At 35.5% G+C, this 26,948-nt stretch carries 12 protein-coding genes; 10 read left to right on the top strand and 2 right to left on the bottom strand.

Going from position 1 to position 26,948, the window contains the following annotated elements:
* Position 1: 1 nt before the first annotated feature.
* The 3 genes from QL232_RS01915 (at position 2) to QL232_RS01905 (ending at position 7,490) form a co-directional block, all read left to right on the top strand.
* The gene (locus QL232_RS01915) at positions 2–3,148 is read left to right on the top strand and encodes an efflux RND transporter permease subunit (protein WP_281612837.1); all 3,147 of its coding nucleotides are present in this window, start codon (positions 2–4) and stop codon (positions 3,146–3,148) included.
* 26 nt (positions 3,149–3,174) lie between these two features.
* Positions 3,175–4,251, top strand: coding sequence for an efflux RND transporter periplasmic adaptor subunit (locus QL232_RS01910; RefSeq protein ID WP_281612836.1), 1,077 nt, complete (start codon positions 3,175–3,177; stop codon positions 4,249–4,251).
* A gap of 455 nt (positions 4,252–4,706) precedes the next feature.
* A complete protein-coding gene (locus tag QL232_RS01905) occupies positions 4,707–7,490 on the top strand; it encodes a bifunctional aconitate hydratase 2/2-methylisocitrate dehydratase (protein WP_281612835.1) in 2,784 nt (927 codons plus the stop codon).
* A gap of 114 nt (positions 7,491–7,604) precedes the next feature.
* On the opposite strand, the gene QL232_RS01900 is transcribed toward QL232_RS01905, so the two are convergent.
* Positions 7,605–8,354, bottom strand: a complete 750-nt coding sequence (locus QL232_RS01900; RefSeq protein WP_281612834.1) for a class I SAM-dependent methyltransferase — start codon at positions 8,352–8,354, stop codon at positions 7,605–7,607.
* A 777-nt stretch (positions 8,355–9,131) separates the two neighbouring features.
* Positions 9,132–10,007 (bottom strand): family 16 glycosylhydrolase, encoded by an 876-nt coding sequence (locus QL232_RS01895; protein WP_281612833.1) that lies wholly within the window; start codon positions 10,005–10,007, stop codon positions 9,132–9,134.
* A 306-nt stretch (positions 10,008–10,313) separates the two neighbouring features.
* Here QL232_RS01895 and QL232_RS01890 point away from each other — a divergent pair, with 306 nt between their 5' ends.
* From QL232_RS01890 to QL232_RS01860, 7 genes are all read left to right on the top strand, one after another.
* Positions 10,314–14,360, top strand: a complete 4,047-nt coding sequence (locus QL232_RS01890) for an ATP-binding protein (protein WP_281612832.1) — start codon at positions 10,314–10,316, stop codon at positions 14,358–14,360.
* Positions 14,361–14,767: 407 nt separating this feature from the next.
* Positions 14,768–15,607 carry an AraC family transcriptional regulator gene (locus QL232_RS01885; RefSeq protein ID WP_168882277.1) on the top strand — a complete coding sequence of 280 codons (840 nt, stop codon included), beginning with the start codon at positions 14,768–14,770 and terminating at the stop codon, positions 15,605–15,607.
* A 94-nt stretch (positions 15,608–15,701) separates the two neighbouring features.
* Positions 15,702–17,084 (top strand): sulfatase, encoded by a 1,383-nt coding sequence (locus QL232_RS01880; RefSeq protein WP_281612831.1) that lies wholly within the window; start codon positions 15,702–15,704, stop codon positions 17,082–17,084.
* Between the two features lie 4 nt (positions 17,085–17,088).
* Positions 17,089–18,600 (top strand): family 16 glycosylhydrolase, encoded by a 1,512-nt coding sequence (locus tag QL232_RS01875; RefSeq protein WP_281612830.1) that lies wholly within the window; start codon positions 17,089–17,091, stop codon positions 18,598–18,600.
* 10 nt (positions 18,601–18,610) lie between these two features.
* Positions 18,611–21,838 carry a glycoside hydrolase family 2 TIM barrel-domain containing protein gene (locus tag QL232_RS01870; RefSeq protein WP_281612829.1) on the top strand — a complete coding sequence of 1,076 codons (3,228 nt, stop codon included), beginning with the start codon at positions 18,611–18,613 and terminating at the stop codon, positions 21,836–21,838.
* A gap of 302 nt (positions 21,839–22,140) precedes the next feature.
* Positions 22,141–25,224, top strand: coding sequence for a TonB-dependent receptor (locus QL232_RS01865; protein WP_281612828.1), 3,084 nt, complete (start codon positions 22,141–22,143; stop codon positions 25,222–25,224).
* 19 nt (positions 25,225–25,243) lie between these two features.
* The gene (locus QL232_RS01860) at positions 25,244–26,938 is read left to right on the top strand and encodes a RagB/SusD family nutrient uptake outer membrane protein (RefSeq protein ID WP_281612827.1); all 1,695 of its coding nucleotides are present in this window, start codon (positions 25,244–25,246) and stop codon (positions 26,936–26,938) included.
* The last annotated feature ends 10 nt before the right edge of the window (positions 26,939–26,948 follow it).

Here is a 26,948-nt window from a genome sequence, read left to right as displayed (position 1 = left end):
TATGAAACTAATTGAAGGATCATTAAATAAACCGATTACGGTGATGGTTGGTGTGATAGGGATTGCCATATTCTCTTTTCTTGCTATCCGTAATATGAAAATAGATATTTTTCCCACTTTTGGTTCACCTACAATCTATGTGGCTCAGCCCTATGGAGGTTTGTCACCTGATCAGATGGAATCGTTTGTAACGAACTATTATGAATACCATTTTTTGTATGTAACAGGAGTCAAGAAAGTGGAATCCAAGTCAGTACAAGGGAATGCATTGATAAAAATTGAATTCCATGAAGGAACAGATATGAGTCAGGCAGCTGCTGAAGTGGTAGGATATGTGAATCGTTCAAGGGCATTTATGCCACCGGGTACTGTACCTCCGTTTATCACGCGTTTTGATGCAGGGTCTGTGCCAGTTGGACAATTGGTATTCTCTTCGGATACTAGAACCTTGGGTGAAATTGCTGACTTAGCATTATTTAAAGTAAGACCAATGTTTTCCACTTTACCTGGCGTTTCAGCTCCTCCTCCTTTTGGCGGGTCTTCTAAAACAGTAATAGTGAAAGTAGATCCTGAGAAAGTAAAACGATACAATTATACTCCAGAAGAGATAGTAACGGCTTTGTCGAAGTCCAATACCATTTCTCCTGCAGGAAATATTGGTATAGGAGATGAGATGAAGATCACACCTCAAAATACAGTCATAGAAGATATAGATGATTTTGGTAAAATACCATTGTCTTTTGGTGATGGAGCCAATGTCTATTTAAACGATATCGCTAATGTTTCTATTGGTGCAGATATTACGACTGGTTATGCCTTAGTTGATGGAGCAAGATCTGTCTATATCCCTGTAACAAAAAGGGCAGATGCGTCTACATGGGAAGTCGTACAAAATGTAAAGAAATCACTTCCAGAAATGAAAGCCGCCGTACCTTCAGACATCAAAGTTTCTTATGAGTTTGATCAGTCGGGGTATGTGATCAATTCATTAAAAAGTGTAATGGTTGAGGGAGGCATCGGAGCATTGCTAACGGGACTAATGGTGATGCTATTTCTAGGTGATCGTAGAGGAGCATTAATAGTGGTATTAACAATACCAATTGCCATATTATCGAGTGTGATTTGTTTAAATATGATTGGTCAGACCATCAATATAATGACCTTGGGAGGTTTGGCTTTGTCTGTCGGTATGCTTGTAGATGAAGCAACTGTTACGATAGAAAATATACATCGACATTTGGAGATGGGGAAAACAAAAGCTGCAGCTGTATTAGAAGGCTGTAGAGAGATCGTGACTCCAAAGCTTCTGATTCTGTTTAGTATTCTGGCAGTGTTTGCCCCAGCTTTATTTATGTCGGGAGTACCGAAGGGAATGTTTATGCCAATGGCTTTAGCAGTAGGTTTTTCGATGATTGCTTCTTTCTTATTATCCATGACTTTTGTTCCTGTAATGGCTGTTTGGTTGATGAAAAAGTTTGATCCTTCAGCTCATGAAAGTAAATATTTTGATCAATTTAAGTTGACTTACCTTGGTATGATCAATAGGATGAAAAGTAGTTCGGGAAAATATGTCACTTCTTATTTTATAGTTGCCGCTGGTATTATTGGTATAGGATTTTATGTGATTGGTCTTGATATTTTTCCAAAGGTGGATGCAGGACAAGCACAAGTAAGGTTACGATTAAAAACGGGTACAAGAGTAGAGCGAACAGAAGAAGCAATCAAAGACTTACTCAGTATTACAAAAGAAATTGTGGGGGAGGAAAATGTCGATATCACTTCTGCATTTATCGGTACACAACCATCAAGTTTTCCTGTCAACTTAATTCACTTATGGACCAGCGGACCCCATGAATCTGTTGTGAAAATTAATTTGAAGAAGGAAGCAGGTTATCCTATTGAAGATTTCAAAGAAGCCTTGAGAGAGAAGTTTTTAAAAGGATATCCTGAAGCTAAATTATCTTTTGAACCTGGAGATTTAGTGGATCAAGTGATGAATCTTGGAGCTACCAACCCATTAGAAGTTGCGATACTAGGTAAGGACCTTAACACTTCGATGAAAGTAGCAGAACAGTTGGAAGCTCAAATGCAACAAATTGATTATTACAGAGATGTTCAAATTACTACCCCTTTGGATTATCCCGGTATAAAGATCGACATTGATCGAATAAAGGCAGGGAAGTTAGGGTTAACGGTCGAGGAAATCTCTAAATCTATGGTAACGGCAACCTCAACAAGCAGATTCACCCAACCAAATTATTGGAGAGATCCTATGTCTGGGGTAGCCTACCAAGTACAGGTAGAATATCCACAGCACGATATGAATAGTCCTGAGGATATTGAGTCGGTCCCCGTAGCGAATAAAGATGGGAAAAAGATCTTTTTAAGAGATGTTGCCAGCTGGAAAAATGTAGAAACACCTGCAGAATATGATCGTCTCAACCAACAACGCTTTATTACCATCACAGCTAATATTCATGAAAAGGATTTAGGTACAGCAATAAAAGATTTAGATCGTTCTATTCAGGCGTTAGGAGATTTACCTCCGGGTATTAAAATCATAAAAAGAGGACAGTCTGACTTATTGGACCTTACTTTAGGAGAGTTAGAATTAGGATTAGGCATTGCTATCGCTGTGATATTCTTGATGTTGGCAGCAAGTTTCCAGTCGTTTAAAATTTCTATGACAACACTCTCTATATTACCTATGGTTGTCGGGGGATCTCTAGTATTTCTTATACTGACAGGGCATACTCTTAATATTCAGTCATATATGGGAATGATCATGGCTGTAGGTGTAGCCGTTTCTAATGCCGTATTATTTATCACGAATGCAGAGGAAGAAAGAAAAGCAGGGAATACAAAAGCATTTATCACCGCAGCTGAAAATAGATTGAGACCTATCCTGATGACCGGATTAGCAATGATGGTAGGAATGCTTCCTATGGCATTAGGCATGGGAGAAGGTGGAGATCAAATAGCTCCTCTCGGGGTCGCTGTAATTGGAGGTCTTGCCGCCTCCATGTTTAGTATTCTAGTGATACTACCATTGCTCTATCAGAATTTTGTTGGAGGGAATAATTTTAAGAGTGAATCACTTAACCCAGAAGACAAGAACAGTAAATATTTTATCGCCACTAACGGGTAATTGAACCCTTTGAAAGATATACAAAAATGAAGAAGACATTTATTTCCCTTTCGCTAATCTTAACCTTTTTGATGGGATGTCAGAAAGAACAAGAAATCACAAAAGTTGAGGCAGACCAAACAAAACCTGCCTTTCTATTAAAGACCGAAGAGGTGACTAAAAAGTTATCTATCCCAGCTGAAGTATTGCCTTTTGATCAAGCAACGCTTCATGCTAAAATGGAGGGATATATCTCACAACTAAAGGTAGATATCGGTGATAAAGTGAAAAAAGGGCAAGTATTATTGGTACTTGATGCTCCTGAAATCAATGCTCAATATGTAGAAGCTAAGGCGAAGTACATGGAAGCAAAAGCCAATTATGAGGGGAGTAAAGATGCATTTCTGCGTATAGAAAAAGCATCAAAAACGGATGGGGTAATCGCAGAAAGTGAGCGAATTACGGCTAAAAATAAAATGTTAGCAGATGAGTCTCTTATGAAATCTACTAAAGCGAGTATCAATGCATATGGTCAATTATTATCCTACCTCACAATAAAAGCACCTTTTGATGGAATAATCACAGAACGATTTGTCAATGTGGGTGACTTTGCAGGGATTTCAAGTCAGGATAAGCTACTAACTATTGAATCTGTCGATACGATGAGGGTAAGGGTGTATGTACCGGAGTCATATATCAATTTTGAATTAGAAGAAAATCAATTGGTATTTACAACAGATGCGTTAGTGGGGAAGGAATTAAAGGCAAAGCTGTCTAGAAAATCGGGGAGTATTGATAAAGAGACTAGAACAGAGTTATGGGAGTTTACTTATGAAAACACAGCTCACCTTTTAAAACCAGGAATGTATACCATGGGAGAACTATCCCTAAAAAGGAAATCAAAGTCTTTTGTAGTGCCTTCTACAGCAGTAGTAACGGCAATGGAAAAACAATTTGTAGTAAAAAGTATGCATGAAAAAGTAGAATGGATCGAGGTGAAACAAGGTATCACCAATAATAATAAAGTCGAAATCTTTGGCGAATTGAAGGAAGGCGATATTCTATTGGTGCGCGGAAGTGAAGAACTAAAGCCAGGAACTTCACTAAAAGTAGCCTTAAAGTAACTGTAGATTTTATTCATTTCATCATACATAAACCTCAATGGCGTTGCTGTTGAGGTTTTAATTTTTTTTGATGTATTAAAAGCTTATTAATTGACTGAAATGATCTGATATTGTGGGGACTATATAGACAAACCTTACATAAGATATAGCCTTCTTAAATCTGAGAAATGCTGTCTTCGTATTTAGTTCCAAATCATTGGTTTTATTGAGACAATGACAAAGAAAATTCAACAAAACTACCTAATTGTTAAGCTAATTCATATATCTTTGAAAATAATTAAACTATATAAATAGACTATCAAGGAGTTATTTTCAAAATTAATCTTTATTTTTGCAGTAAATAAAATAAACCATGAGATTTGTCATTGAGGGATGATAAATAATAGGTAATACTTACTCTGAAAATATAAGTGCGACTTATTGATCTCAACTTGATGTAATTAACAAACTTTTTTATGAGCAAATATAGCGAATACCTGAACGAGATTGAGGAACGAAAAACTCAAGGACTTCACCCAAAGCCGATTGATGACGCTGAATTATTAAGTGAGGTCATTGCACAAATTAAAGATGCTAATAATGAACACCGAGACGATTCTCTTAAGTTTTTCATTTATAATACATTACCGGGTACAACAAGTGCTGCAGGTGTAAAGGCGAAATTTTTAAAAGAAATCATTTTAGGTGAGTCAAAAGTAGAAGAAATTTCACCGGAATCTGCATTTGAGCAATTGTCTCATATGAAAGGTGGACCTTCTATTGAAGTACTTTTAGACTTAGCTTTAGGTACTGATGCAGCAACAGCTGATGCGGCAGCAAAAGTACTTAAGACACAAGTGTTCCTTTATGACGCAGATATGGAGCGTCTTGAAGCAGCGTACAAAGCAGACAATGCTGTTGCTAAAGATATCCTAGAAAGCTATGCTCAAGCTGAATTCTTCACAAAACTTCCTGAAGTTGATGAAGAAATTAAAATTGTAACATTTATCGCAGGAGAAGGTGATATCTCTACAGATTTACTTTCACCAGGTGCAGACGCTCACTCAAGATCAGACCGTGAATTACATGGACAGTGTATCTTCGAGCACAATAAAGAACAACAAGCAGCTCTTTCAGCATTAAAAGAGCAACATCCTGATAAGCGAGTAATGTTAATCGCTGAAAAAGGTACAATGGGTGTAGGTTCATCAAGAATGTCAGGTGTAAACAACGTAGCACTTTGGACAGGTGTTCCTGGTTCTCCTTACGTTCCTTTCGTAAACATCGCTCCAATCATTGCAGGTACTAACGGTATCTCACCAATCTTCTTAACGACAGTTGGTGTAACAGGTGGTATTGGTATTGACCTTCAAAACTGGGTGAAGCAAAAAGATGCTAACGGTAAAGTTGTAGTTGATGCTGACGGTGAGCCAGTATTAGAACAAGCTTACTCTGTTGAAACAGGTACTGTTTTAACTATCAATACAAAAGAGAAAAAATTATACAACGGTGACCAAGAGTTAATCGATATCTCTGCTTCTTTAACTCCTCAAAAAGTTGAGTTTATCAAAGCAGGTGGTTCTTATGCTGTTGTATTTGGTAAGAAATTACAATCTTTCGCTGCGAAAACTTTAGGTGTAACTGCACCAGTAGTATTTGCTCCTTCAAAAGAGATCTCTCATGAAGGTCAAGGTTTAACAGCAGTAGAAAAGATCTTCAATAAAAATGCAGTAGGTACAGACTTAGAAGGTCGTGTACTTCATGCAGGTTCTGACGTTCGTGTAGAAGTGAACATCGTAGGTTCTCAAGATACTACAGGTTTAATGACTTCTCAAGAGTTAGAATCAATGGCAGCAACGGTAATCTCACCAATCGTAGATGGTGCTTACCAATCTGGTTGTCACACAGCATCAGTTTGGGATAAGAAAGCACAAGCTAACATTCCTAAGTTGATGAAGTTTATGAACGACTTCGGTCTAATTACAGCGAGAGACCCTAAAGGTGTTTATCACTCAATGACTGACGTAATTCATAAAGTATTAAATGACATTACTGTTTCAGATTGGGATATCATCATTGGTGGTGACTCGCATACAAGAATGTCAAAAGGTGTTGCCTTTGGTGCCGATTCAGGTACAGTAGCATTAGCTTTAGCAACAGGTGAAGCTTCAATGCCAATTCCTGAGTCAGTAAAAGTTACTTTTAAAGGTAGCATGAAGTCTTACATGGACTTCCGTGATGTTGTACACGCAACGCAACAACAAATGTTGAAGCAATTTAGTGGTGACAACGTATTCCAAGGTAGAGTAATTGAGGTACACATCGGTACTTTAACTGCTGACCAAGCGTTTACTTTCACTGACTGGACAGCTGAAATGAAAGCAAAAGCATCTATCTGTATTTCAGAAGATGAAACGTTAATCGAATCATTAGAGATCGCTAAGTCTAGAATCCAAATCATGATTGAGAAGGGTATGGACAACGAAAAAGCGGTTCTTCAAGGGTTAATCAACAAAGCGAATAAGCGTATTGCTGAAATCAAGTCAGGTGATAAACCTCCATTGACTCCAGATTCAGATGCGAAATACTTTGCTGAAGTTGTTGTAGATCTTGATGAAATTGCTGAGCCAATGATTGCCGATCCAGACGTTTACAACGAAGATGTATCGAAGCGTTATACTCACGATACAATTAGACCTTTATCTTACTATGGTGGCGACAGACAAGTAGACCTTGGTTTCATCGGTTCTTGTATGGTTCACAAAGGTGATATGAAGATCTTAGCTCAAATGTTGAAAAACATTGAAGAGTTACATGGTAAAGTAGAATTCAAAGCACCTCTAGTTGTTGCTCCTCCAACATACAACATTGTGGATGAGTTAAAAGCAGAAGGTGATTGGGAAGTATTACAAAAGTACTCAGGTTTCGAATTCGACGATGATGCTCCAAAAGGTGCTGCTCGTACGAAATACGAAAAAATGCTTTACTTAGAGCGTCCTGGTTGTAACTTATGTATGGGTAACCAAGAGAAAGCTGAGCCAGGTGATACTGTAATGGCTACTTCAACACGTTTATTCCAAGGTAGAGTTGTAAAAGATTCATCAGAGAAGAAAGGTGAGTCGTTATTATCTTCAACTCCAGTTGTAGTACTTTCTACTATCTTAGGTAGAACTCCTACATTAGAGGAATACGAAAGAGCTGTTAAAGATATCAACTTAACGAAGTTCAAGCCTTCATCTAAGTTGTTAACTTCAAACTAGACAATCCACAACTTATATAAGTTGTAAAAATAATAAAGGCCTATTCAACAAGCTGTTGGGTAGGCCTTTTATATTTTTGTATCACAGTGATATGAAGAGTATCACAATGGGTATTTAATCCTTTTGTGCGATATAAAAACCATATGTATAATACTCTTTGTACTTTTTATAAAAGTCGATCTCATCTTGATTCCCTTTTACAATTTGTTGTGCTAATTCGGAATGATGATGACGTTCTAAGAAATCCGGAAAGCTCTTTTCAATGGGGGTGTAGTAAGTATCTAGCCAACTATCTTCACCGAAATTAAAGAATCCCATTAATGAAAATCCATTTTCTTCTAATACTCTCACTTTATGACCCACTGTATTGATTTCAGGGTAGGCTTGTTTCCAGTAATCTTCCACCTCCTTAGGTCTTGAATTCGTCAACCAATTGATTTCACTGACCACCAAGTACCCTTTTGTTTTAATATAATCTTTCCAATTTTTGATGCCATTCTCGAATCCAATATTATAGATAGCACCTTCCGACCAAATTATATCAAACTGATCTTTTTCAAAAGGTAAGTCATCCATAGAAACTTCTAACGTCTTTATTTTTTCTTGAACACCCTCTTTTTTTGCATTTTCATTGAGTACTTCAAGAAACTCAGTGGATAGGTCAACAGAGATAATATTTGCATCTAACTTTTGAGCCAATGGTATCGAATGGTCTCCGGAACCACATCCAAGGTCGGCGATCTCTAATTTTTTATGTGTTGGAATATTCAGGTATTCTAATGCTTTCAACGTTTCTTTTTTACTTCCAGGACCTTGACGATCCAGATGCTTAAAAAGATCCATGATTAATTCTAATTCTGTCATTTTGAGCTATTGGTTTTATTGATTCATCATAAAATGATGTTTCTAGTTTTTAGACCTTTATTAGAGCAGAAAATTATTCAAATGCTTTAATCATAAGGTAGATCAGGGGCAATTTTATAAATTAATAATGATACCCATCAATAAAGACACAATGGTGATGAATTGAATTCCAAATGCTAAAATCTCTTCAATTTTTGAACGATATAATGATGTATTTTGAGTTTTCATTCCATTAATATAATACATAATGATGTTAAATATCTGATATGTAGTATTTTAATTATATTTATTGTACTTGTATCTGGTATATATTATCTAGCTTGACATCGGAAAGAAATAAACAAAAACAGCCTGACTCAACTGAATCAGGCTGTAAAATCTTTACATCTTTAAACTATCATCATCTCAACAAAGCATTATCGATAAGGGCAAAAAATATCGATATTAAAAAATCGTTTTTGGGTATGTTATAATCACTATTAATTGAACTACACATATATATACTCCATTTCTGAGTGATCATTTTTCATTAAACTGTTATTAAGTTTCATATTCCGGTTATTCTAAAATTATTTTTTACCACTAATAATATTTTTTCTACCAAACCACCCTTCAATTCATAGCGTATAATTATATTGAACACAGAATAAAGCAAACGAAAGAAATTACACATCTATTTAAACAATTACATTTTAACAAAGCATTTTAGATACAAGCAAAAAAGGTCGACCAAATGGTACGACCTTTTTTTATTTATATATATTCCGTTTTACTAATCTACTTGCTTGCAAATGAAGTTGGATTCCACACTCTGATATAATCTATCTCATAGTATGAGGGTAAATCAGTCTCATTTGGTAATCCTTTTTTATGGTTCGTTTCCGAACTTGCATATAACTTTAATGTATTATTGAGCTTAGACCATAACAGTTGATCTTTCTGAGTCTTATATATTAGTTTCCCATCAAAATATAACTTTACTTCATGGGCATTCCATTCACAGCCATAAATATGGAAATCATTACTAAGTGCTACTTCCAAAGGTAAATTAAAGATATTTACCTTATTAAAAATGGGTTGTTGAGTTAACTGTATAGAATTTAAAGTTAAGGATTGTTGTGGTGATGAGAAGTTACTTTCATATTGTTCAAAGATTTGAAACTCATTGAATTGCCCTTTAACACCAAAGATATTAGAAATTTTAGAAGGTGGGATTTTAGCCTTTATTTCAATAAACCCATGAGTGATATCATGCTTACTTAAGATCTTGCCTGTTGTTACATTTTCATAAGCGATGCCATTATACTTCGCCTCAGAAAATTTATAGTTGGGGTCCCAAGCGGATTGAATCACTAAAATTCCACTATCTAGATATATATTGCTATGTTTAAACTGTGAAGGGGCATTACCTTTCCAATTATTACTATAGTTATTTACACCTTGAACGTTCCACTTGGCCGTATCAATAGTAGTGCTATTAAACTCATCACTTAACTTATGGTTGAGTTGCCAGTACTGAGGGAGGGTACTTGATTGTAATATAAACGGAAGTAGTTCTTTTTGTATCACACTCTTCGTTATTTGTTGTTGATGGTTCTGTTTACAACCCATCAGGTGAATAATGACAAGCATGACGATTGTCAGTCTATACATATTTATAGAAAGCTTAAAATTTGATAATAACAATAATCCTTAATTACAAAGTACTTTTAAACTCACGAATTTTTCTTCCTTATTCTTATCCAAATTATGATTAAAAATTACCGAATGTGTACCTCAACCTATTTTTAAGAGAAATATGTTTTATATTCATATTTGGGGTCAAACTCTACTGCTTTAGAGGGTTGATATATTTTTTATTCTAGACGAGCGTTTGCTTTATTCTTCAGATATAATATGATTTTTTCACTGTCGAAATCAATGATTAAATACGTCATATTTGTAATTACCTGTGTTATAATGATGATTACTTCTCTTGCTGCTTTTGGTAATGATAGAAGTATAAATATCTCAAATCATCTTACTTATAATGAAGGACTTTCTCACTTTGGTGTAACGTCCTTAGAGGTAGATCATCAAGGTTTTGTGTGGATAGGGACTTTTAAAGGTCTTAATCTATATGATGGTTATGAGTTCAAAACTTTTTTTAAGGAGGACTTTCCTGCCTTAGGGAGTAATAGAATTACAACTCTGTTCAAAGACTCAAAGAACAACATCATTATAGGAACAGAGAAAGGCATAACACTATACAGATACGAAGAAGATCGTTTTGAAAGTTTATACGAACTAGAAGAGACAAAGAATACTCCAATTAATGATATAGAGGAAACAGAGAATTACATCATTTGTAATACTATTCTTGGTGACTTATTGATGTTTAATAAGACCACTTATGCTTTAGAAAAAAAGGTACACCCTCTTAAAATTGAGAATAAAAATTATAAGACATTTAAGATCTCTCATTTTGTTGATGACCAAATATTATTAGCAACAAACAGGGGCTTAATCCAATTTGATCCATTTACAGGACGGAAGATATATATATTAGGTGGACAATTAGAATATTGTGTTGATGTGACGTTCGATGGTAACAAGCAGATCTATGCTCTTAGTTATTTCGATCTATATGTATTTAACTATAATAAAGAGGGTAAATCCATCTCATTTGTCTCTAAAGTTCTTGATAATCAGAAGTTTTCTAAATTAAAGTTGAGTGATGAAGGGGAGCTTTGGCTCATGAAAAATAATAATAAAGTTGCTTTAATACCTTCTCCATCTTACGTTAAAAATATCGGGCAAAGTATTGTTTTCCATACCTTCAGGGATGATTTTACGCGTTTAAGTAGTATTGCCCTTACAAACAAGGGCGGGTGGATTGGTAGCTTTAATCAGGGATTTTTCCAGTTCTTTAATGAACAACCTACTTTTAAATATTCGGCTTTAAAAGAGAAGTATAGTGAAAATCGATCGTCACAAGTACTTAATATTTTACCTTTTGGTCCTGATAAAGTTTACATCACCTTAAATGCCAATGAAAATAAGGTTGTTGATTTAAGAACACAGCAGATCATTAATCTTGAACATCCAAAAGTCAATAACCAGAGAATTTCTAGAGTTACAAGAGATCAGTTTGGAGCAATTTGGGGAGGAAGTAGAAGAAAAGGGATTTTCCGAATGAAAAATTTGTCTTCTGATTGGAAACAGGTGAAAAACATTCCGGAAATTATCGATGAAGGGGCTAGAGCATTTACTACCGATAGACATGGAAATATTTGGTTGGCAGGGTTGGATCGACTCTATAGAATTCAACTAGATACCCAAGGGGAAATTAAAAATATTGATTTTGTTGAAGATTTAGGAGATATCAGTTATGATATCAATTTATTGGTGAATATGCTTTATGCAGATCCAAAAGACGATGTATTATGGATTTGTACTAATGGCAAAGGGCTGATTCGATTTAAATATAGAAATGATCAAAGCTTATCTGATGGTGGCGAAGTCACAGAAATTCGTGATAAGGATAATAAGATTTCCATCTATGAAAACTCCGTAACATGTATTCGCCGTACATTGAATGATGAACTATGGATTGGTGTATTAGAGAAAGGATTGATTAAAATCAATGAATCAAACGGCTTATTTTCTTTTGATCAGATCACAGAAAAGGATGGGTTGGATGATAATGATGTGATGTCAATAGAATTTGATAAAGGAAATCGCCTTTGGGTAGCCACAAATAGAGGCATTAACCAAGTAGATCCGCGCACAAAGAAAATTATCAATTTCACCACTAACGAAGGGATTGTTCCGGCATCATTCGAAGTTACCTCCACAAAACTTTCAAATGATAGGATGGTCTTTGGTGGAAATAATGGCCTATGTTATTTTGATCCATATGCTGTTAAATATCACTCAGAACAACCTCAGTTATTATTTGGGGATTTAAGAGTGCATAACGCAAAAGTGAATATTACTGCCAACGATGAAGAAGGAGTTTTAAAAAAGAGGTTGAATGAAACGGCTAAAATTAAGCTAAATCACGATCAAAACTCATTAGGTATTGAATTGATCTCTCTTCATTTTAGAAATGCCAATACTCATAACTTACGTTATAGGTTGCTACCAAAGGAAACGACTTGGAGAGTCACTTCTTCAAAAGATAAGATAGCCACTTATAACCTTCTTCCTGCTGGTGAATATACTTTTGAAGCTCAGGCATCGAACGCAAACAACGAATGGTCTGCCGTAAAAAGCCTAAAAATACAAATACGAGAACCATGGTGGAATACCACTTTTGCTAAGATCTTTTATGTGTTTGTTTTCTTATTGGTATTAAGTATTGGCATAGGTATTTTATTACGTTTCAAGTCGCTTCGTTATAAGCTTAAATTAGAGCATTTAGAAAGTTCTCGTTTAAAAGAATTGGATGCGGCTAGGTTGAAATTGTTTATGAATATCTCTCATGAGTTCAGAACTCCTCTTACATTAATTAATGGACCTATTAATGTTTTGAGGAACATGTTCGAGAACAACAAAGATGCCTATGAACATATTGATTTGATTCAACGTCAATCGAAGAAGATGCTTCAATTAGTAAATCAAGTTCATGAAGTGAGAAAGGCAGATCAAAATTTATTAAAACTGAAAATAGCTGCTTTTGACTTTACACATTTGATTACTGACGTAAAAAAGGATTTTGAACAACTGGCAATTAATTCTAATAAGAAGTTAAATCTGGTAGGAGAAACAAATCAACTAACCATACGCGCTGACAAGGGTAAACTTGAGATGGTTATCAATAACTTATTGAATAACGCCTTTAAATTTACAAAAGAAGGTGACGAAATTACAATATCATACTCTTTCTCGGGAGAGGATCTATGTTTTAGTATTGAGGATACAGGTTTCGGAATATCTAAAGAAGATCAGAAGCATGTCTTCAAAAGGTTCTACCAATCTGATGAGAAAGAAGTTTATTCTGTGGGTTCTGGTATCGGTCTAGAATTATCTAAGATGATTATTGACCTACATAAGGGTAAAATTCAAGTAAGCAGTGAAATAGGAAAAGGAACCAAATTTGAAATTACATTGCCAGTGGGTGTAGTTGAGGAAGATGCTCCAAGTCAATTAAGATTAGAAGAGGTATTACAAGAGGAAGACCATGATCAGAAGCAACGAATTGTGAATGAAAACATGGACTTATCTTTTATTACTAAAGATGGTCGTAATAAAGATAGTTTGATCTTTTATGCTGAAGATAATGTTGATCTGAGAAATTTTGTCTCTAATGTTCTTTCTCAGCATTACAGAGTAAAGACATTTAATAACGGAGCGGAATGTATTAAGGCTTTGGAAGAAGAGTGGCCAAGTCTTATTATCAGTGATATATTGATGCCAGAGATGAATGGTCTTGAAATGTGTAGACAAATAAAAGACGATCTACAGACCAGTCATTTACCTGTGGTGTTACTTACTTCACAATCTTCTAGTGATGAAAAGATAGAAGGGATGTCGGTTGGAGCAGATGCTTATCTTACAAAACCATTTGAGATGAAACAGCTTGTTGCTACCATACAAAACATCTTAAATAACAGAAGCAAGATACAGGAACGCTTAAAATCTGAGGTGCCATTACCAATCTCTAAACAGAAAATATCAGACAGCGATCAGCAGTTCTTAGATGGTTTGTCTAAACTATTACAAGATAATCTCTCAAATGAGAATATTGATTTAGAGGAATTCTCAAGAGAGTTGATGATGAGTCGAAGTCAGTTCTTTAGGAAAATAAAAGCCCTTACCGATTCTACTCCACAGGATATTATACGTTCCTTCAAACTTAAGAAAGCTGCGGAGTTTCTATTAGATAAGAAGAATACTGTAAACGATGTTGTGATATTAACAGGCTTCAAGAATAGGACACACTTCAGTAAATTATTCAAAGAACAGTATGGTGTTACACCAGGTAAGTATTCTGCTAGTGTAGATACCATGAATAAAGGATAAAGAATCACTTAAAACATAAGAATATTACTGATGTTTTTCGTCTCAGAGAGGAACATTATACTATAAAAACCTTGTCGCTATTTGGTAGCGATAAGGTTTTTTTTTGGACAATATCTGATCAGAATAAAAATCCATGAAGAAATGATGCTAATAATGTCTCCATTAGTATCACAAATGTAAATATTAGTCTCATATGCTTTAAATGCTGTTTTTGGACGCAAAATGACACCGAAAACAACATTTTTGATACGTAATTTAAATACTTCCTCAGTTTTAAGTGTGAGTTTTACAATGTCAACAATGATTTTTTGAAATGAAAAGCATAAAACACTAGCCGCTTTTTATTTGACTATTTGAAATGAATTATCACACACCTTCTCTAATAAGAGAATTAAATTTTCGAAGTTATGAGATTAGTATTTAAAGACACTGAAAAACAAGTAAACAACGCTATCACTATTGCTCAGAAAAACGAACCTTGTCACGAAACAATTTGGCATTACCACCAACAGTATGAACTTATATATATAAAGGAAGGCAGCGGGGTGAGATTTGTAGGGGATCATGTTTCAAGTTTTGAAAGTGGTCAATTGGTTTTGATCAGTCCTAATCTTCCACACCTTTGGAAGAACAATGATGACTGTACAAAGATGTGCAACCTTGTGATCAAATTTGATAAGTCTTTTATGGGACCAAACACTTTTGATAATCCAGTGTTTGCTTGTATCAATGAGATGTTAAGTGATTCAAAATACGGAATCTCTTTTTCTAAAGAGTTTGGAAAATCTTTGGAGAAGGAATTGATGAACTGTCAACAATTAAGTTCAGCTGAAAAGAATATTTTCTTATTGAGCTTATTATTAAAACTAGCCAACTCAAAATGTATTCATCAGTTGTCAACATCAGATATGAGACAACAAGGTGATTCTAATAAAGAGAGATTAGACAGAGTATTAAAATATATTTCTGATAATTATGAGAAGGATATCGACTTGCAAGAGATAGCAGACATTGCATGCCTTACATCCAACTCGTTTTGTCGATTCTTTAAGAAAGTAACTAATAAGTCATTCAAACAATACCTGAATGAAGTTAGAATTAGAAATGCTAGCAGATTATTAGTACAGAAAAATTATCAGATTTCTGATGTATGTTATGAAGTAGGATTTAATTCGATCACGAACTTCAATAAGCAATTCAAAATGATCATTGGTAAAACACCAAGGGAATACAGAATGGCTATGTAATCATCACTATTACTCTTCTTTAAATCAGCTATATATCGAAAGAATATTACAATTATTATAAATTTTTTCATCTGAAAAATAAAAAGTATTACATATGAAATTATATTGGATCTTCACTCTTTTTATTCTGTTATCTATCGACCAGCTGTATGCACAGGATAAAAAACAGCCTAATATCATTCTGATTTTCTCTGATGATGGCGGATATGCAGACTTTGGTTTTCATGGAAGTAAAGAAATTAAAACGCCTAACTTGGATAAACTTGCAGAAAGCGGTTTAATATTCTCACAAGGGTATGTGACTGCATCGGTATGTGGACCTTCAAGAGCAGGTTTAATTACTGGTCAGTACCAACAAAAGTTCGGATACGAGGAAAACAACGTACCGGGCTACATGAGTGAGTCGTCAAAATTATTAGATGTGGACATGGGCTTACCGTTGGATGAAAAGACAATGGGTGACTACATGAAGAAATTAGGTTACAAAACTGCTTTCTATGGAAAGTGGCACTTAGGTGATGCTGATAAATACCATCCAAATAAAAGAGGGTTTGATGAATTTTATGGTTTCAGAGGTGGTGACAGAAGCTACTTTGCTTATGATAAGTTTCCACACCCAGATAAAAAGATGGAAAGAAACTTTGGTAACTACGAAGAGCCAGATGGTTATGCAACAGATATTTTTGCTGATGAGGCGATTCAGTTTGTAGAGAAAAATCAAGACGAGCCTTTCTTTATCTTCTTGTCTTATAACGCTGTGCACACCCCATTGGAATCTACTGAAGAGGATCTGAAAAGGTTTCCCAATTTACATGGTAAGCGAAAAGAATTAGCAGCTATGACTTGGGCTATGGATAGAGCATCTGGTAAATTATTAGATAAACTAGAAGAATTAGGATTAACTGAAAATACAATTGTAGTCTATACTAACGACAATGGTGGTCCATCAGATAAGAATGGATCAATTAACTTCCCATTATCAGGAACAAAATCAAATCATTTAGAAGGAGGAATTAGAGTACCATTCTTAATGTCTTGGAAAGGGCAAATCAAAAAGAACACATCGTTTGATTTTCCTGTAAGTACTTTCGATTTACTTCCAACTTTCTATGCTGCAGGTGGCGGAGATGTAAAAGATCTAGTGAACGTAGACGGTGTGAACTTAATGCCATATATCAATGGTAAAAATACTGCAGCACCACATGAAAATCTATTCTGGAAAAAAGAAACGAGAGCGGCTGTAAGAAGTGGTGACTGGAAATTAATAAGATACTCAGATAGACCAGCCGAGTTGTATAATATCAAAGAAGACATCTCTGAGAAAAACAACCTTGCTTACGTCGAAAAAGAAAAAGTGAGAGAACTTTTTAAACTACTGTACGAGTGGGAATTGACTTTAGAACGTCCATTGTGGCAGCTAAAAAGACAATTCGAAAAATATGATATCGATAGAATGGACAATTACAAACTAAACTAGAATAATGAAAAACAAACGAACAAAAATGCTGCTGTTATTTTTAATGATAGCAGCATTCACAAACCATATTTCTGCACAAACTCCTGTTTCTCATGGACATTTAGAATGGGAGTTAGATGACAACCAATCTGATGAATTTGAATCGTTAGATACTCAAAAGTGGGAAAATGATCCGAACGATTGGGGAGTATGGTCTTGGGAGCCTTCATTAGCTTATGTAGAAGATAATGAGCTGAAAATAAAAATGATTCAAGAGACTCATAGAAGAGATACAAACTATGGTTCGAATCAAGAATTATATTACAAATCGGGAATTATTAGAAATAATAGAACGATTACTTACGGTTATTTTGAGGCAAAGATAAAAGGAGCAGATAGGTTTCCTGGTGTATCTCCAGCATTCTGGTTATACAGTATCAACCAACCTGATCCAACTGAAGATGGACAAGCCAAATATTCAGAAATCGATGTTGTAGAGTTAACACAAAGAGAGTGGGATTTTGAAAACAACGATTGGGAAGGACCTGAAGCCATCGATATGAACCTTCACGCTGTTGCTAGAGAAAATGGTGAGTTGATTCAAATCAGACCTCATAAAACACCAGAAATTGCACAAAATAAGTGGATTGCAGATTTTGACCCTAGAGAAGATTATCACACTTATGGTGTATTAAGTAGAGTGGATTCTATCTTCTGGTATGTGGATGGTGTTGAAAGAGGACGTAAAGAAAACTTGTACTGGCATTTACCAATGCATATTACTGTGTCAATGGGTCTTAGAGCTCCATTTGTGGAATATATTGAAGACGGTTCAAGACGTCCCGTTCCAGATTCTACAACTACTGTAGGGTTTCCTACAGAAATGGCTTGTCAGTATGTGAGAGTTTGGAAAGCAAAATCTCAAATTTATGCGGATAAAGATCAGTACTCGAATGTTGAATTTGCGAAAGCTGATGGCATTAATTTTATTTCATATTTTGATGCAGGAAGTGGTTCTGTTGCGGCTTCAAACCTTGAAGTTGAATTACATGAGATGGATGAAAATGGAGAGTCTGTTGAAGTAGTAGGGAAATCACAAGCACTAATAGTTGGTAAGGCTGCAGGGGAAACTGCTTCTCTAATCAATATCCAAAATGTGAAAAATACATCGGAATTGGATGACGGACATTATTATGAAATAACAGCTTCTTTCACTTCTACAGAAAATGAAGAAGAAACAATTACTTTAACGACATCAATCAAAGACCTTCAGATTGTTGATCAAATTACGTCTAGTGATATCGATTTAGGACAAAATATTGAATTATACCCGAATCCAACGTCTTCTTCTTTTAGACTAAAAGGAATTCAAGGACCGGTAGATATTTCTATTTTAAACCCAACAGGCAACGTGGTGTTGGAAAGTAGTATTACTCCTAATACTGAAGTAGACGTACGATCGTTAACAAATGGTGTTTATATCGTAAAAGTAAACATCGGAGGGAAAGTATATACGAAAAGATTATTGAAGTTATAAGGTTTAACTGATGATGAAAAAAGCAATCTTTCTTCTTTCTGTGAGTTTATTTTCTGCTTTTGTCTGTCATGCACAGGTAGATTGGGAAAATGAACATGTTTTTGAAATCAATAAATTACCAGCAAGAGTGGCTTCATATTCTTTTGAAAATGAATCAGATGCTCTTGAAGGTAATAGAGAGGTATCAAGAATGCTTTCTCTAAATGGAACATGGAAATTTAAGTTTGTTCCTAAAGTGGAGGAAAAGCCTGAACACTTTATGAATGTTGATTTCGATGGGAAGAAATGGGATGACATAGAGGTGCCTTCTAATTGGGAAATGAAAGGGTACGGTCAACCGATTTATACGAATATCACCTATCCTTTCACACCAAATATCTTAGATACTACATTGGTATATGACTGGAAAGGGCCGACACCTCCATTACCTCCTAAAATATATAGAGAGAACCCAGTAGGGTCTTATCTCAGAGAGTTTAAAGTGCCTAAAGAATGGAAAGATCAATCGATTATTCTTCACTTTGGTGGAGTGACTTCTGCTTTCTATGTATGGGTAAATGGACAAAAAGTAGGTTATTCTCAAGGAAGTTGCTTGGCAGCAGAATTTGACATCACAAACTTCTTAAAAGAAGGAAAAAATAAGGTAGCCGTTCAGGTTTACCGTTATAGTGATGGAAGTTACTTAGAAGATCAGGACATGTGGCGTTTAAGTGGTATACACAGAGATGTGATGTTACTTGCTCAACCTAAAATATCTATCAATGATTTCTATGTAAAAACTGATTTCAATAATGATTTTACAAAGGCGAAGCTGAAGATTAGACCTGAATTATGGGTAGAAGATTCTCCATCGCAATTAGAGAATTACAAGGTAACAGCCAAGTTATTTGATGAGGAAAATAAAATGGTGTTGGATAACGAACTGTCGGTTGGAGCAAAGAAAATTTATGAGCAAAGATGGCCTCCAAGGGACTTGCCTAAATTTGCTTTGTTAGAATCGACAGTAGTTCAACCTCATTTATGGACTGCAGAAACACCTTATTTATATACTTTAGTTCTTTCATTAAAGGATAAATCAGGTAAGGTCATAGAGTCAAGAAGTCATAAGATTGGCTTTAGAGAGATTACTTTCAATGCAGAAAATGCACTGTTGGTGAATAATCAACCTGTGAAAATTATGGGTGTGAATCGTCATGATCATCATCCAACAAAAGGAAAAGCAATTAGCAGAGCGGACCTTGAAGAAGAAGTTCAGTTATTAAAACGCTTTAATGTAAATGCAGTAAGAACGTCTCATTATCCAAATGATCCCTATTTTTTAGAATTATGTAATAAGTACGGGTTGTATGTGATGGACGAAGCAAATATAGAATGTCATCATTTAGGTAGTTACATTCCATATCAACCTTCTTGGGTACCATCAATGATGAGTAGAATCACAAGAATGGTTGAAAGAGATAAAAATCAACCATGTGTTATTTCTTGGTCATTAGGTAACGAATCGGGGACTGGACCTGCATTTGCAGCAGCAGCAGGTTGGATTAAGGATTTTGATCCGAGTAGATTTGTTCATTATGAAGGAGCACAAGGAGACCCAACACATCCTGAATATAAAGAAGGAGATAATGTAGGGTATACTTCTCAAAACTGGCCTTCTATGGCGAATCCAACAGACCCATCTTTTGTAGATGTTGTGAGTAGAATGTATCCAAACTATGCACAAATAGTACATTTGTCTACGAATAAAAATATCCAGAGACCTATTATTCTATGTGAATACATGCATGCTATGGGTAATTCTATGGGCGGATTGGGAGACTATTGGGATTATATCCGAAAGACACCAAATCTTGTAGGTGGGTTTATCTGGGATATGAGAGACCAAGGTTTGATCAACCAAACTGAAAATGGCCAAGACTTTTTAGCTTATGGAGGTGACTTTGGAGATGTACCTAATGATGAAAACTTCTGTATTAATGGTGTTTTTGATAGTTATTTAAATCCACATCCTCATGCATTGGAGATGAAGTATACATTTCAACCTATTGAGGTGAGATGGTCGGATGTTGCTAAAGGAGAAGTGGTGATTTATAACCGATATGCTTTTACAAACCTTTCCGAATATACTTTCTCTTATGAAATTCAAGAGGAAGGAAGAGTGGTTAGAGCTTCTGAAGTTACTTTAAATATTCCTGCAGGAGATTCCTTGATCTTTACAATTCCTCTTGACAGTATAGAGCGAAAAGGGAATAAGGATTATTGGTTGAATTTTGGAATGTTTGAGAGCAAAGATCAATTATGGTGTGCAAAAGGACATCAGTTGGCTCAAGAACAACTGAAAATTCAAGAAGCAGCGAAGCAAAAGAAGAAGAAAAAGACAACAGGAACAATTCAAGAAGAAGATACATTTTTCAGTATTCAAGGTAATGACGTACTGATTAAGGTAAGTAAAGAAAATGGTCAGGTCATCTCTTACCAGTATAAGGGTATTGAACAGCTGTACCAACCGTTACAACTTAACTTTACTAGACCTCCAATTGATAATGATGTTAGAGGTATTAGTTTTAGACCGATGAAAAAATCGGGAGAGTATTGGGGATCCATCGAAGACCAATGGACTTCTGAGAAAGTACAAAAGGAAAATGGTAAAGTGATTGTGACAAAAAAGCTGAAAGATCAGGTAGAGATCAACATTTCCTATGCTTTGGTTAATGATCAGCTTAGTGTTAACCTAGAGCTTGAAAAGAAGGAAGGCGTTCCTGATGCTATTCTTATTGGTATGACTGCAGGAGTATCCAAAGAAATGGATGCTTTGCAATACTACGGAAATGGTCCATTTGAATCCTATTCAGATAGAAAAAGAGCAGTGAATATGGGCGTGTATCGCTTTAACACAGCAGATGCTTTTTATCCTTATGTGAAGCCTCAAGAGAATGGTAATCGTACACAGACGAAGTGGCTTAAATTAACTTCATCGAAGAGTAAAGGTGGAGTGAAAATCGCATCAGAGGATAGCTTTGAATTTTCTGTATGGCCTTATTCAAAAGATAAAATTAAAACAGCTCGACACCAGTATGAGCTAGAAGAAGATAATTTCTATACATTAAATATTCATTGCCAGCAGGCAGGGATAGGAGGAACACTATCCGTTACACAAGACAAATATAAAATGTCTAAACAACATTATCGTCTTAGCTTCACCTGGGGGATTTTGTCTCTAAATGGTGTGAATCAGTAGAATAAATTAAGTTTAATTGAATTGGAGTACCCATTAAGCCTTGAGTTTATGGGTACTTTTTTTGTCGTTTTATGGATCATAAGTATCAATTATGAATAAAATTTACCACTCAGAATCACACAGGTTAAATAAGTGCAACTAAAGGGTAATTCTTACACATAAGCAGAGTCAATACTTGGCTAATATTGTAATGTAAGAAACAAATTCTTCAACTCTATTTTTTTAAAGAGTTTGACCTAGGAAGCTCTTTTCTATTCTATTCATTAAAGTTTCAAGTTATGTTATTCTCAAGTAAACTAAATATGAAGCCACCAATAATACCAAAGTATTGCCTGTCAGTACTACTATTATTTGCGGTATTTACTTCAGCTTTTGCTCAAGAAGTAATAGTAAGTGGTACTGTTGTTAGTGCTGGACAATCTTTACCAGGTGTAAATGTTGTTGTTAAAGGAACTACAAACGGTACAGTAACAAATTTTGATGGACACTTTAGTATCACTGTGCAAAAACAAGATATACTAGTGTTCAGTTATATTGGTTATCTGACTCAAGAAAAAGAGGTTGGATCGAGTGTTACATTTGATATCGAATTAGAAGAGGACCGTGAATTACTAGAAGAAGTAGTTGTAGTAGGTTATGGTACTCAAAAGCGTAAAGAAGTAACAGGTGCTGTAAACAATGTAGGATCTGAAGCTTTAGAAAAAGTTCCAACTCCGGATTTAGGATCAGCATTACAAGGACAAGTAGCAGGTGTAAACGTTCAGGCTGCTAGTGGTGCTCCAGGTGAAGCAGCAAACATCCAAATTAGAGGTGTAGGTTCATTAGCAGGATCAAGAGAGCCATTATATGTTGTAGATGGTATTCCTTACCAAGGAAATCCAAATATTGCTCCTTCTCAAATCAAGTCAATTGATATCTTAAAAGATGGTGCATCTGCAGCGGTTTATGGCGTTAGAGCATCAAACGGTGTAATCTTAATCACAACAAAAACAGGTGATCCAGGAAAAGTAAAAGTAGATTTTACAGCATGGGGTGGTGTTCAAAACATTACTTCAGGTACAGAATTAATGGATACTCACCAACAATTCTACTACGATGAGTTAAGAGCTCAAGCAACAGGTATTGAATCTTCAGTTTTAGCAGTAAACCCAAGAGCATTAGAAAATAATACAGATTTTATCAGCACTATCCAGAATGATAACGCTTCAATTCAAAACTATGAATTAAACGTATCATCAGGAAAAGGTGATTTATTAGTTAACGCTAACGTCAACTACTTTAACCAAGAAGGTATTTTGATTAACTCTGGTTTCGAAAGATTAGCGACTAGATTAACAGGATCAATCAATAAGGATAAATTCAAGTTATTTACTTCGATTGGTTTCCAAAACGAAAACAGACAAAGAGAGCCATGGGGTCTATATGAGCAAGCCTTAAGACAAAGACCTTGGAATACTCCTATTGAAGATATCCCTACAAATGGTGATGTGATTCAAGTTCCAGATCAAAATGAGATTACTTATAGTTACTTATCAGGTATCTTATCAAACACTGACTTAGAAAACATCAAAAGATTAAACATTGCTTTCAATGCATCTTATGAGTTTGTAAAAGGATTAACATACCAAGTTAGAGCGGGTAGTAACATCTTTAATTCTACAAGATCACAATTCCAACCAAAATATATTGTTTTGGATTATAACGGAAACTACAACCCTACAGCTTCTAGACCTCAGGCAAGATTAAACGATGATTATGTATGGAACCAAAGATATACATTAGAAAATATCTTAACGTATAGCAAATCATTTGGTAAGCACAACTTAAACTTCACTGGTACTTACTCATTTGAGCAGTATACTAACAGAACTACAGGTCTTAACATGACATTTGCTGAAAATGGTAATAACGATGTTCAAGTTCCAGGTGCAGCAGTTTCAGTTTCAAACCCTACAGGTGGATTAAACGAAACAGCATTAGTAGGTATGATGGGTAGATTCCAATATAGCTATGACAGTAAGTACTTATTCTCAGTATCATTAAGAAGAGACGGTACTTCACAGTTTAACCCTGAGAACAGATTTGATGTATTCCCAGGTGTATCATTAGGTTGGAATATTGATAGAGAAAACTTCTTCAATGTAGATTGGATCAGCGGATTGAAAGTAAGAGCAAGTTATGCTGAGTTAGGTAACAACAGAGTAGGTAACAACCCTTATATCGCATCAACAGTAATCGAGCAAGGTGTTAACTATATCTACGGTTCAGGTAAAGTATTAACTCCTGGTTTAACGCAAAGAAGATTCTCGAATCCGAATATCTCTTGGGAGACTAGTGTAGCGAAAAACATTGGTATCGACATGAACATGTTCAACGATCGTTTACAGTTTACTGCAGACGTTTATCAAAACGATAAGAAAGACATGATCTTAGGTCAACAACTTCCTTTATCAGCAGGTGTTAACTTAACAAGACCTGATTCAGAGATTCAGACTTACAGAACAATGACATTGAATGCTGGTGATATGACCAACGAAGGTATTGAATTATCATTAAGCTACAAGAACCAAACGGAGTATGGTTTAAACTATAGCCTTGGTATGACTTTCACTAAAAATACGAACATTATTACTAGTTTAAATGGTGTTGAGAGAGGTTATCCAGGTGGTAGACCATCACTTACTCACGGTTGGATGGACTACACTACATTTATGGCAGAAGGATACGAAGCAGCATCATTCTTCCTAGTACAAACTGACGGTGTAATCAAGACTGAAGAGGAATTAGTAGCTTACCAAGAAGCAATCAACCCTAATGCTCGTTTAGGTGATATTAGATATGTGGACCAAAATGGTGACGGTACTATTGATGATAACGATAGAGTGTATGCTGGTTCAGGTATGCCAGATTTTGAATCAGGTATTGTAGCAACATTAGGTTACAAAGGTTTCGATTTCTTCATTCAGGGTTACTATTCTCATGGAGCAGAAATCATTAACGGTGCAAAACTTTATGCTTACGCAGAAGCAAGACACGCTGATTTAGTAGGTATGTGGAGTCCTCAAAACCCTGACTCAGATATTCCTTTATCATTAAACAGACAAGATCAAAATGTAAGAGCATTTTCTGACAGATGGATTGAGGATGGTTCTTACTTTAGAATTAGAACAATGACTTTAGGTTATGATTTAAGTAGAGTAATCAACAACGCAGCAGGTATTTCTAAAGCAAGAATTTATGTATCAGCAGTAAACCCTTTCACTTTCACAAAGTATACTGGTTATGATCCAGAAGTTGGTGGTGATGGTTTATTAATGAGAGGTGTAGATAGAGGTAACTACCCTGTATCAAGACAATTCTTAATCGGTGCACAACTAAGTTTCTAATTTAAAAAGTATAATACAGATGAATACTTTAAAAAATATACTCAAGCTCAAAGTAGTTGCATTGTCTTTGCTATTTTCTTCTTGTAACCATGACGATTTTTTAAACAAGAGGAACCCAAATGCAATTACTGACGAGATCTTCTGGCAAACAGAAGCAGACGCGGAAGGCGCAATAACAGCAGCATACGGAGCATTACAATTCCAATCGATTAGTGGTGGTAACCTAACTTACGAAATGATACGTAGTGATATGGGTGGTACTAACGACTGGGTAAGACACTTCCCTTATACAGAGTTCTCAATTTCTGATAACGATACTCCTGTATTCAACAAGTGGGCAGAATGTTACAATGGTATCTTTAGATGTAATCAAGTAATTGATAACATTCCTACAATGGAAGCACTTACTGATGAGAGAAAAACTGAACTTTTATCAGAAGCAAGATTCCTAAGAGCATTTTTCTACTTTGAATTAGTAAATACTTACGGTCAGGCTGTAATTAGAACTTCTTCAACAACACAGAATCACAATATTCCATTGTCTCCAATGGAAGAGGTAAACAACCAAGTAATTATTCCTGATTTGGAGTATGCTATTGAAAATTTACCTCTTACAAGAGAAGAAGCTTCTTTAGGTAAAGCTACTTGGGGTATGGCCAATACATTGTTAGGTAAAGTATATTTATATAACAAGGATTGGGCGAAAGCAGCTGAAGAATTCAAGGAAGTAATGGATTCAGGTCTTTATAGCTTACTACCAAACTATGGTGATAACTTTAGACATGACTATATCTATACTTCAGAGTCTATTATGGAAGTTCCATTTGACGGTTCAGTAAACGAAGGTGCAGCTAACACAAGTTATGTTGATGATACCGATGATTCTTCAGGAGCGGAATCTAACGCTTTAGCAAGATGGTACGGTCCTTACTCTTTAGGAGGATGGCAAGTATTAATGGGTACTTATTGGGCTCATGAGTTATTTGCAGCAGATTCAGTGTCAGGTTCTACAGCACACTCTCCAAGATATACTGCGACATTAGCAGGTAGAGATGCTGAAGGTTTATACTACAACCAAACTGCAGAGAAATTAAAAGCAGATGTTCCAAGAAGATGGAACTTTGGTGAGTCTTCTTATGTGAAGAAATACGCTAACTGGTACCACTTAGATATTGAAGATCCTGAATGGAGATCATCAATTCATTACAAGCACATGAGATTATCGGATGTATACTTAATGTATGCTGAAGCAATGCTTGAAGGTGAAGGTAACTTAACAGTAGCTATCGAATATATCGACAAAGTGAGAGAGAGAGCAGGTGTGGTAACGCTTTCAGATTACATTGCTAATGATGGAGGTATTCCTCAATTACATGTTAGTAGAGAGTTGCATGGTAATTACCAAATAGTTCCTGCAAGTGTTGAAAATGTAAGAACTCACTTAAGAATGGTAGAAAGACCATTAGAGTTAGCTTATGAGAATACTCGTTGGAGAGACCTTATTAGATGGGGTATTGTAAAAGAGGTATTTACTAGTCATCACAACGATGAGGTAATCAGATTAGAAGCAGGTGAAAACCCTACTCAAGGACCTCTTTATATCGAAGGTAGAGTTCGTCCAGATTTTGTAAACAACTACAACTTCTACGACTCAGAAAGACACGATTATTTCCCTATTCCATCTGCTGAAGTTCAATCGAACGAAGCACTCTAAACATCACAAT

It is taken from the genome of Flammeovirga sp. SubArs3, from assembly GCF_947387565.1.
Taxonomy (GTDB): domain Bacteria; phylum Bacteroidota; class Bacteroidia; order Cytophagales; family Flammeovirgaceae; genus Flammeovirga; species Flammeovirga agarivorans.
The sequence above is the reverse complement of the archived record's forward strand: the minus strand, read 5'-3'. Positions and strand labels throughout refer to the sequence as shown.

Coding starts and splice junctions, on each gene's coding strand:
- QL232_RS01915 (WP_281612837.1), top strand. CDS start 2: ATGAAACTAATTGAAGGATCATTAAATAAACCGATTACGGTGATGGTT.
- QL232_RS01910 (WP_281612836.1), top strand. CDS start 3,175: ATGAAGAAGACATTTATTTCCCTTTCGCTAATCTTAACCTTTTTGATG.
- QL232_RS01905 (WP_281612835.1), top strand. CDS start 4,707: ATGAGCAAATATAGCGAATACCTGAACGAGATTGAGGAACGAAAAACT.
- QL232_RS01900 (WP_281612834.1), bottom strand. CDS start 8,354: ATGACAGAATTAGAATTAATCATGGATCTTTTTAAGCATCTGGATCGT.
- QL232_RS01895 (WP_281612833.1), bottom strand. CDS start 10,007: ATGTATAGACTGACAATCGTCATGCTTGTCATTATTCACCTGATGGGT.
- QL232_RS01890 (WP_281612832.1), top strand. CDS start 10,314: ATGATGATTACTTCTCTTGCTGCTTTTGGTAATGATAGAAGTATAAAT.
- QL232_RS01885 (WP_168882277.1), top strand. CDS start 14,768: ATGAGATTAGTATTTAAAGACACTGAAAAACAAGTAAACAACGCTATC.
- QL232_RS01880 (WP_281612831.1), top strand. CDS start 15,702: ATGAAATTATATTGGATCTTCACTCTTTTTATTCTGTTATCTATCGAC.
- QL232_RS01875 (WP_281612830.1), top strand. CDS start 17,089: ATGAAAAACAAACGAACAAAAATGCTGCTGTTATTTTTAATGATAGCA.
- QL232_RS01870 (WP_281612829.1), top strand. CDS start 18,611: ATGATGAAAAAAGCAATCTTTCTTCTTTCTGTGAGTTTATTTTCTGCT.
- QL232_RS01865 (WP_281612828.1), top strand. CDS start 22,141: ATGAAGCCACCAATAATACCAAAGTATTGCCTGTCAGTACTACTATTA.
- QL232_RS01860 (WP_281612827.1), top strand. CDS start 25,244: ATGAATACTTTAAAAAATATACTCAAGCTCAAAGTAGTTGCATTGTCT.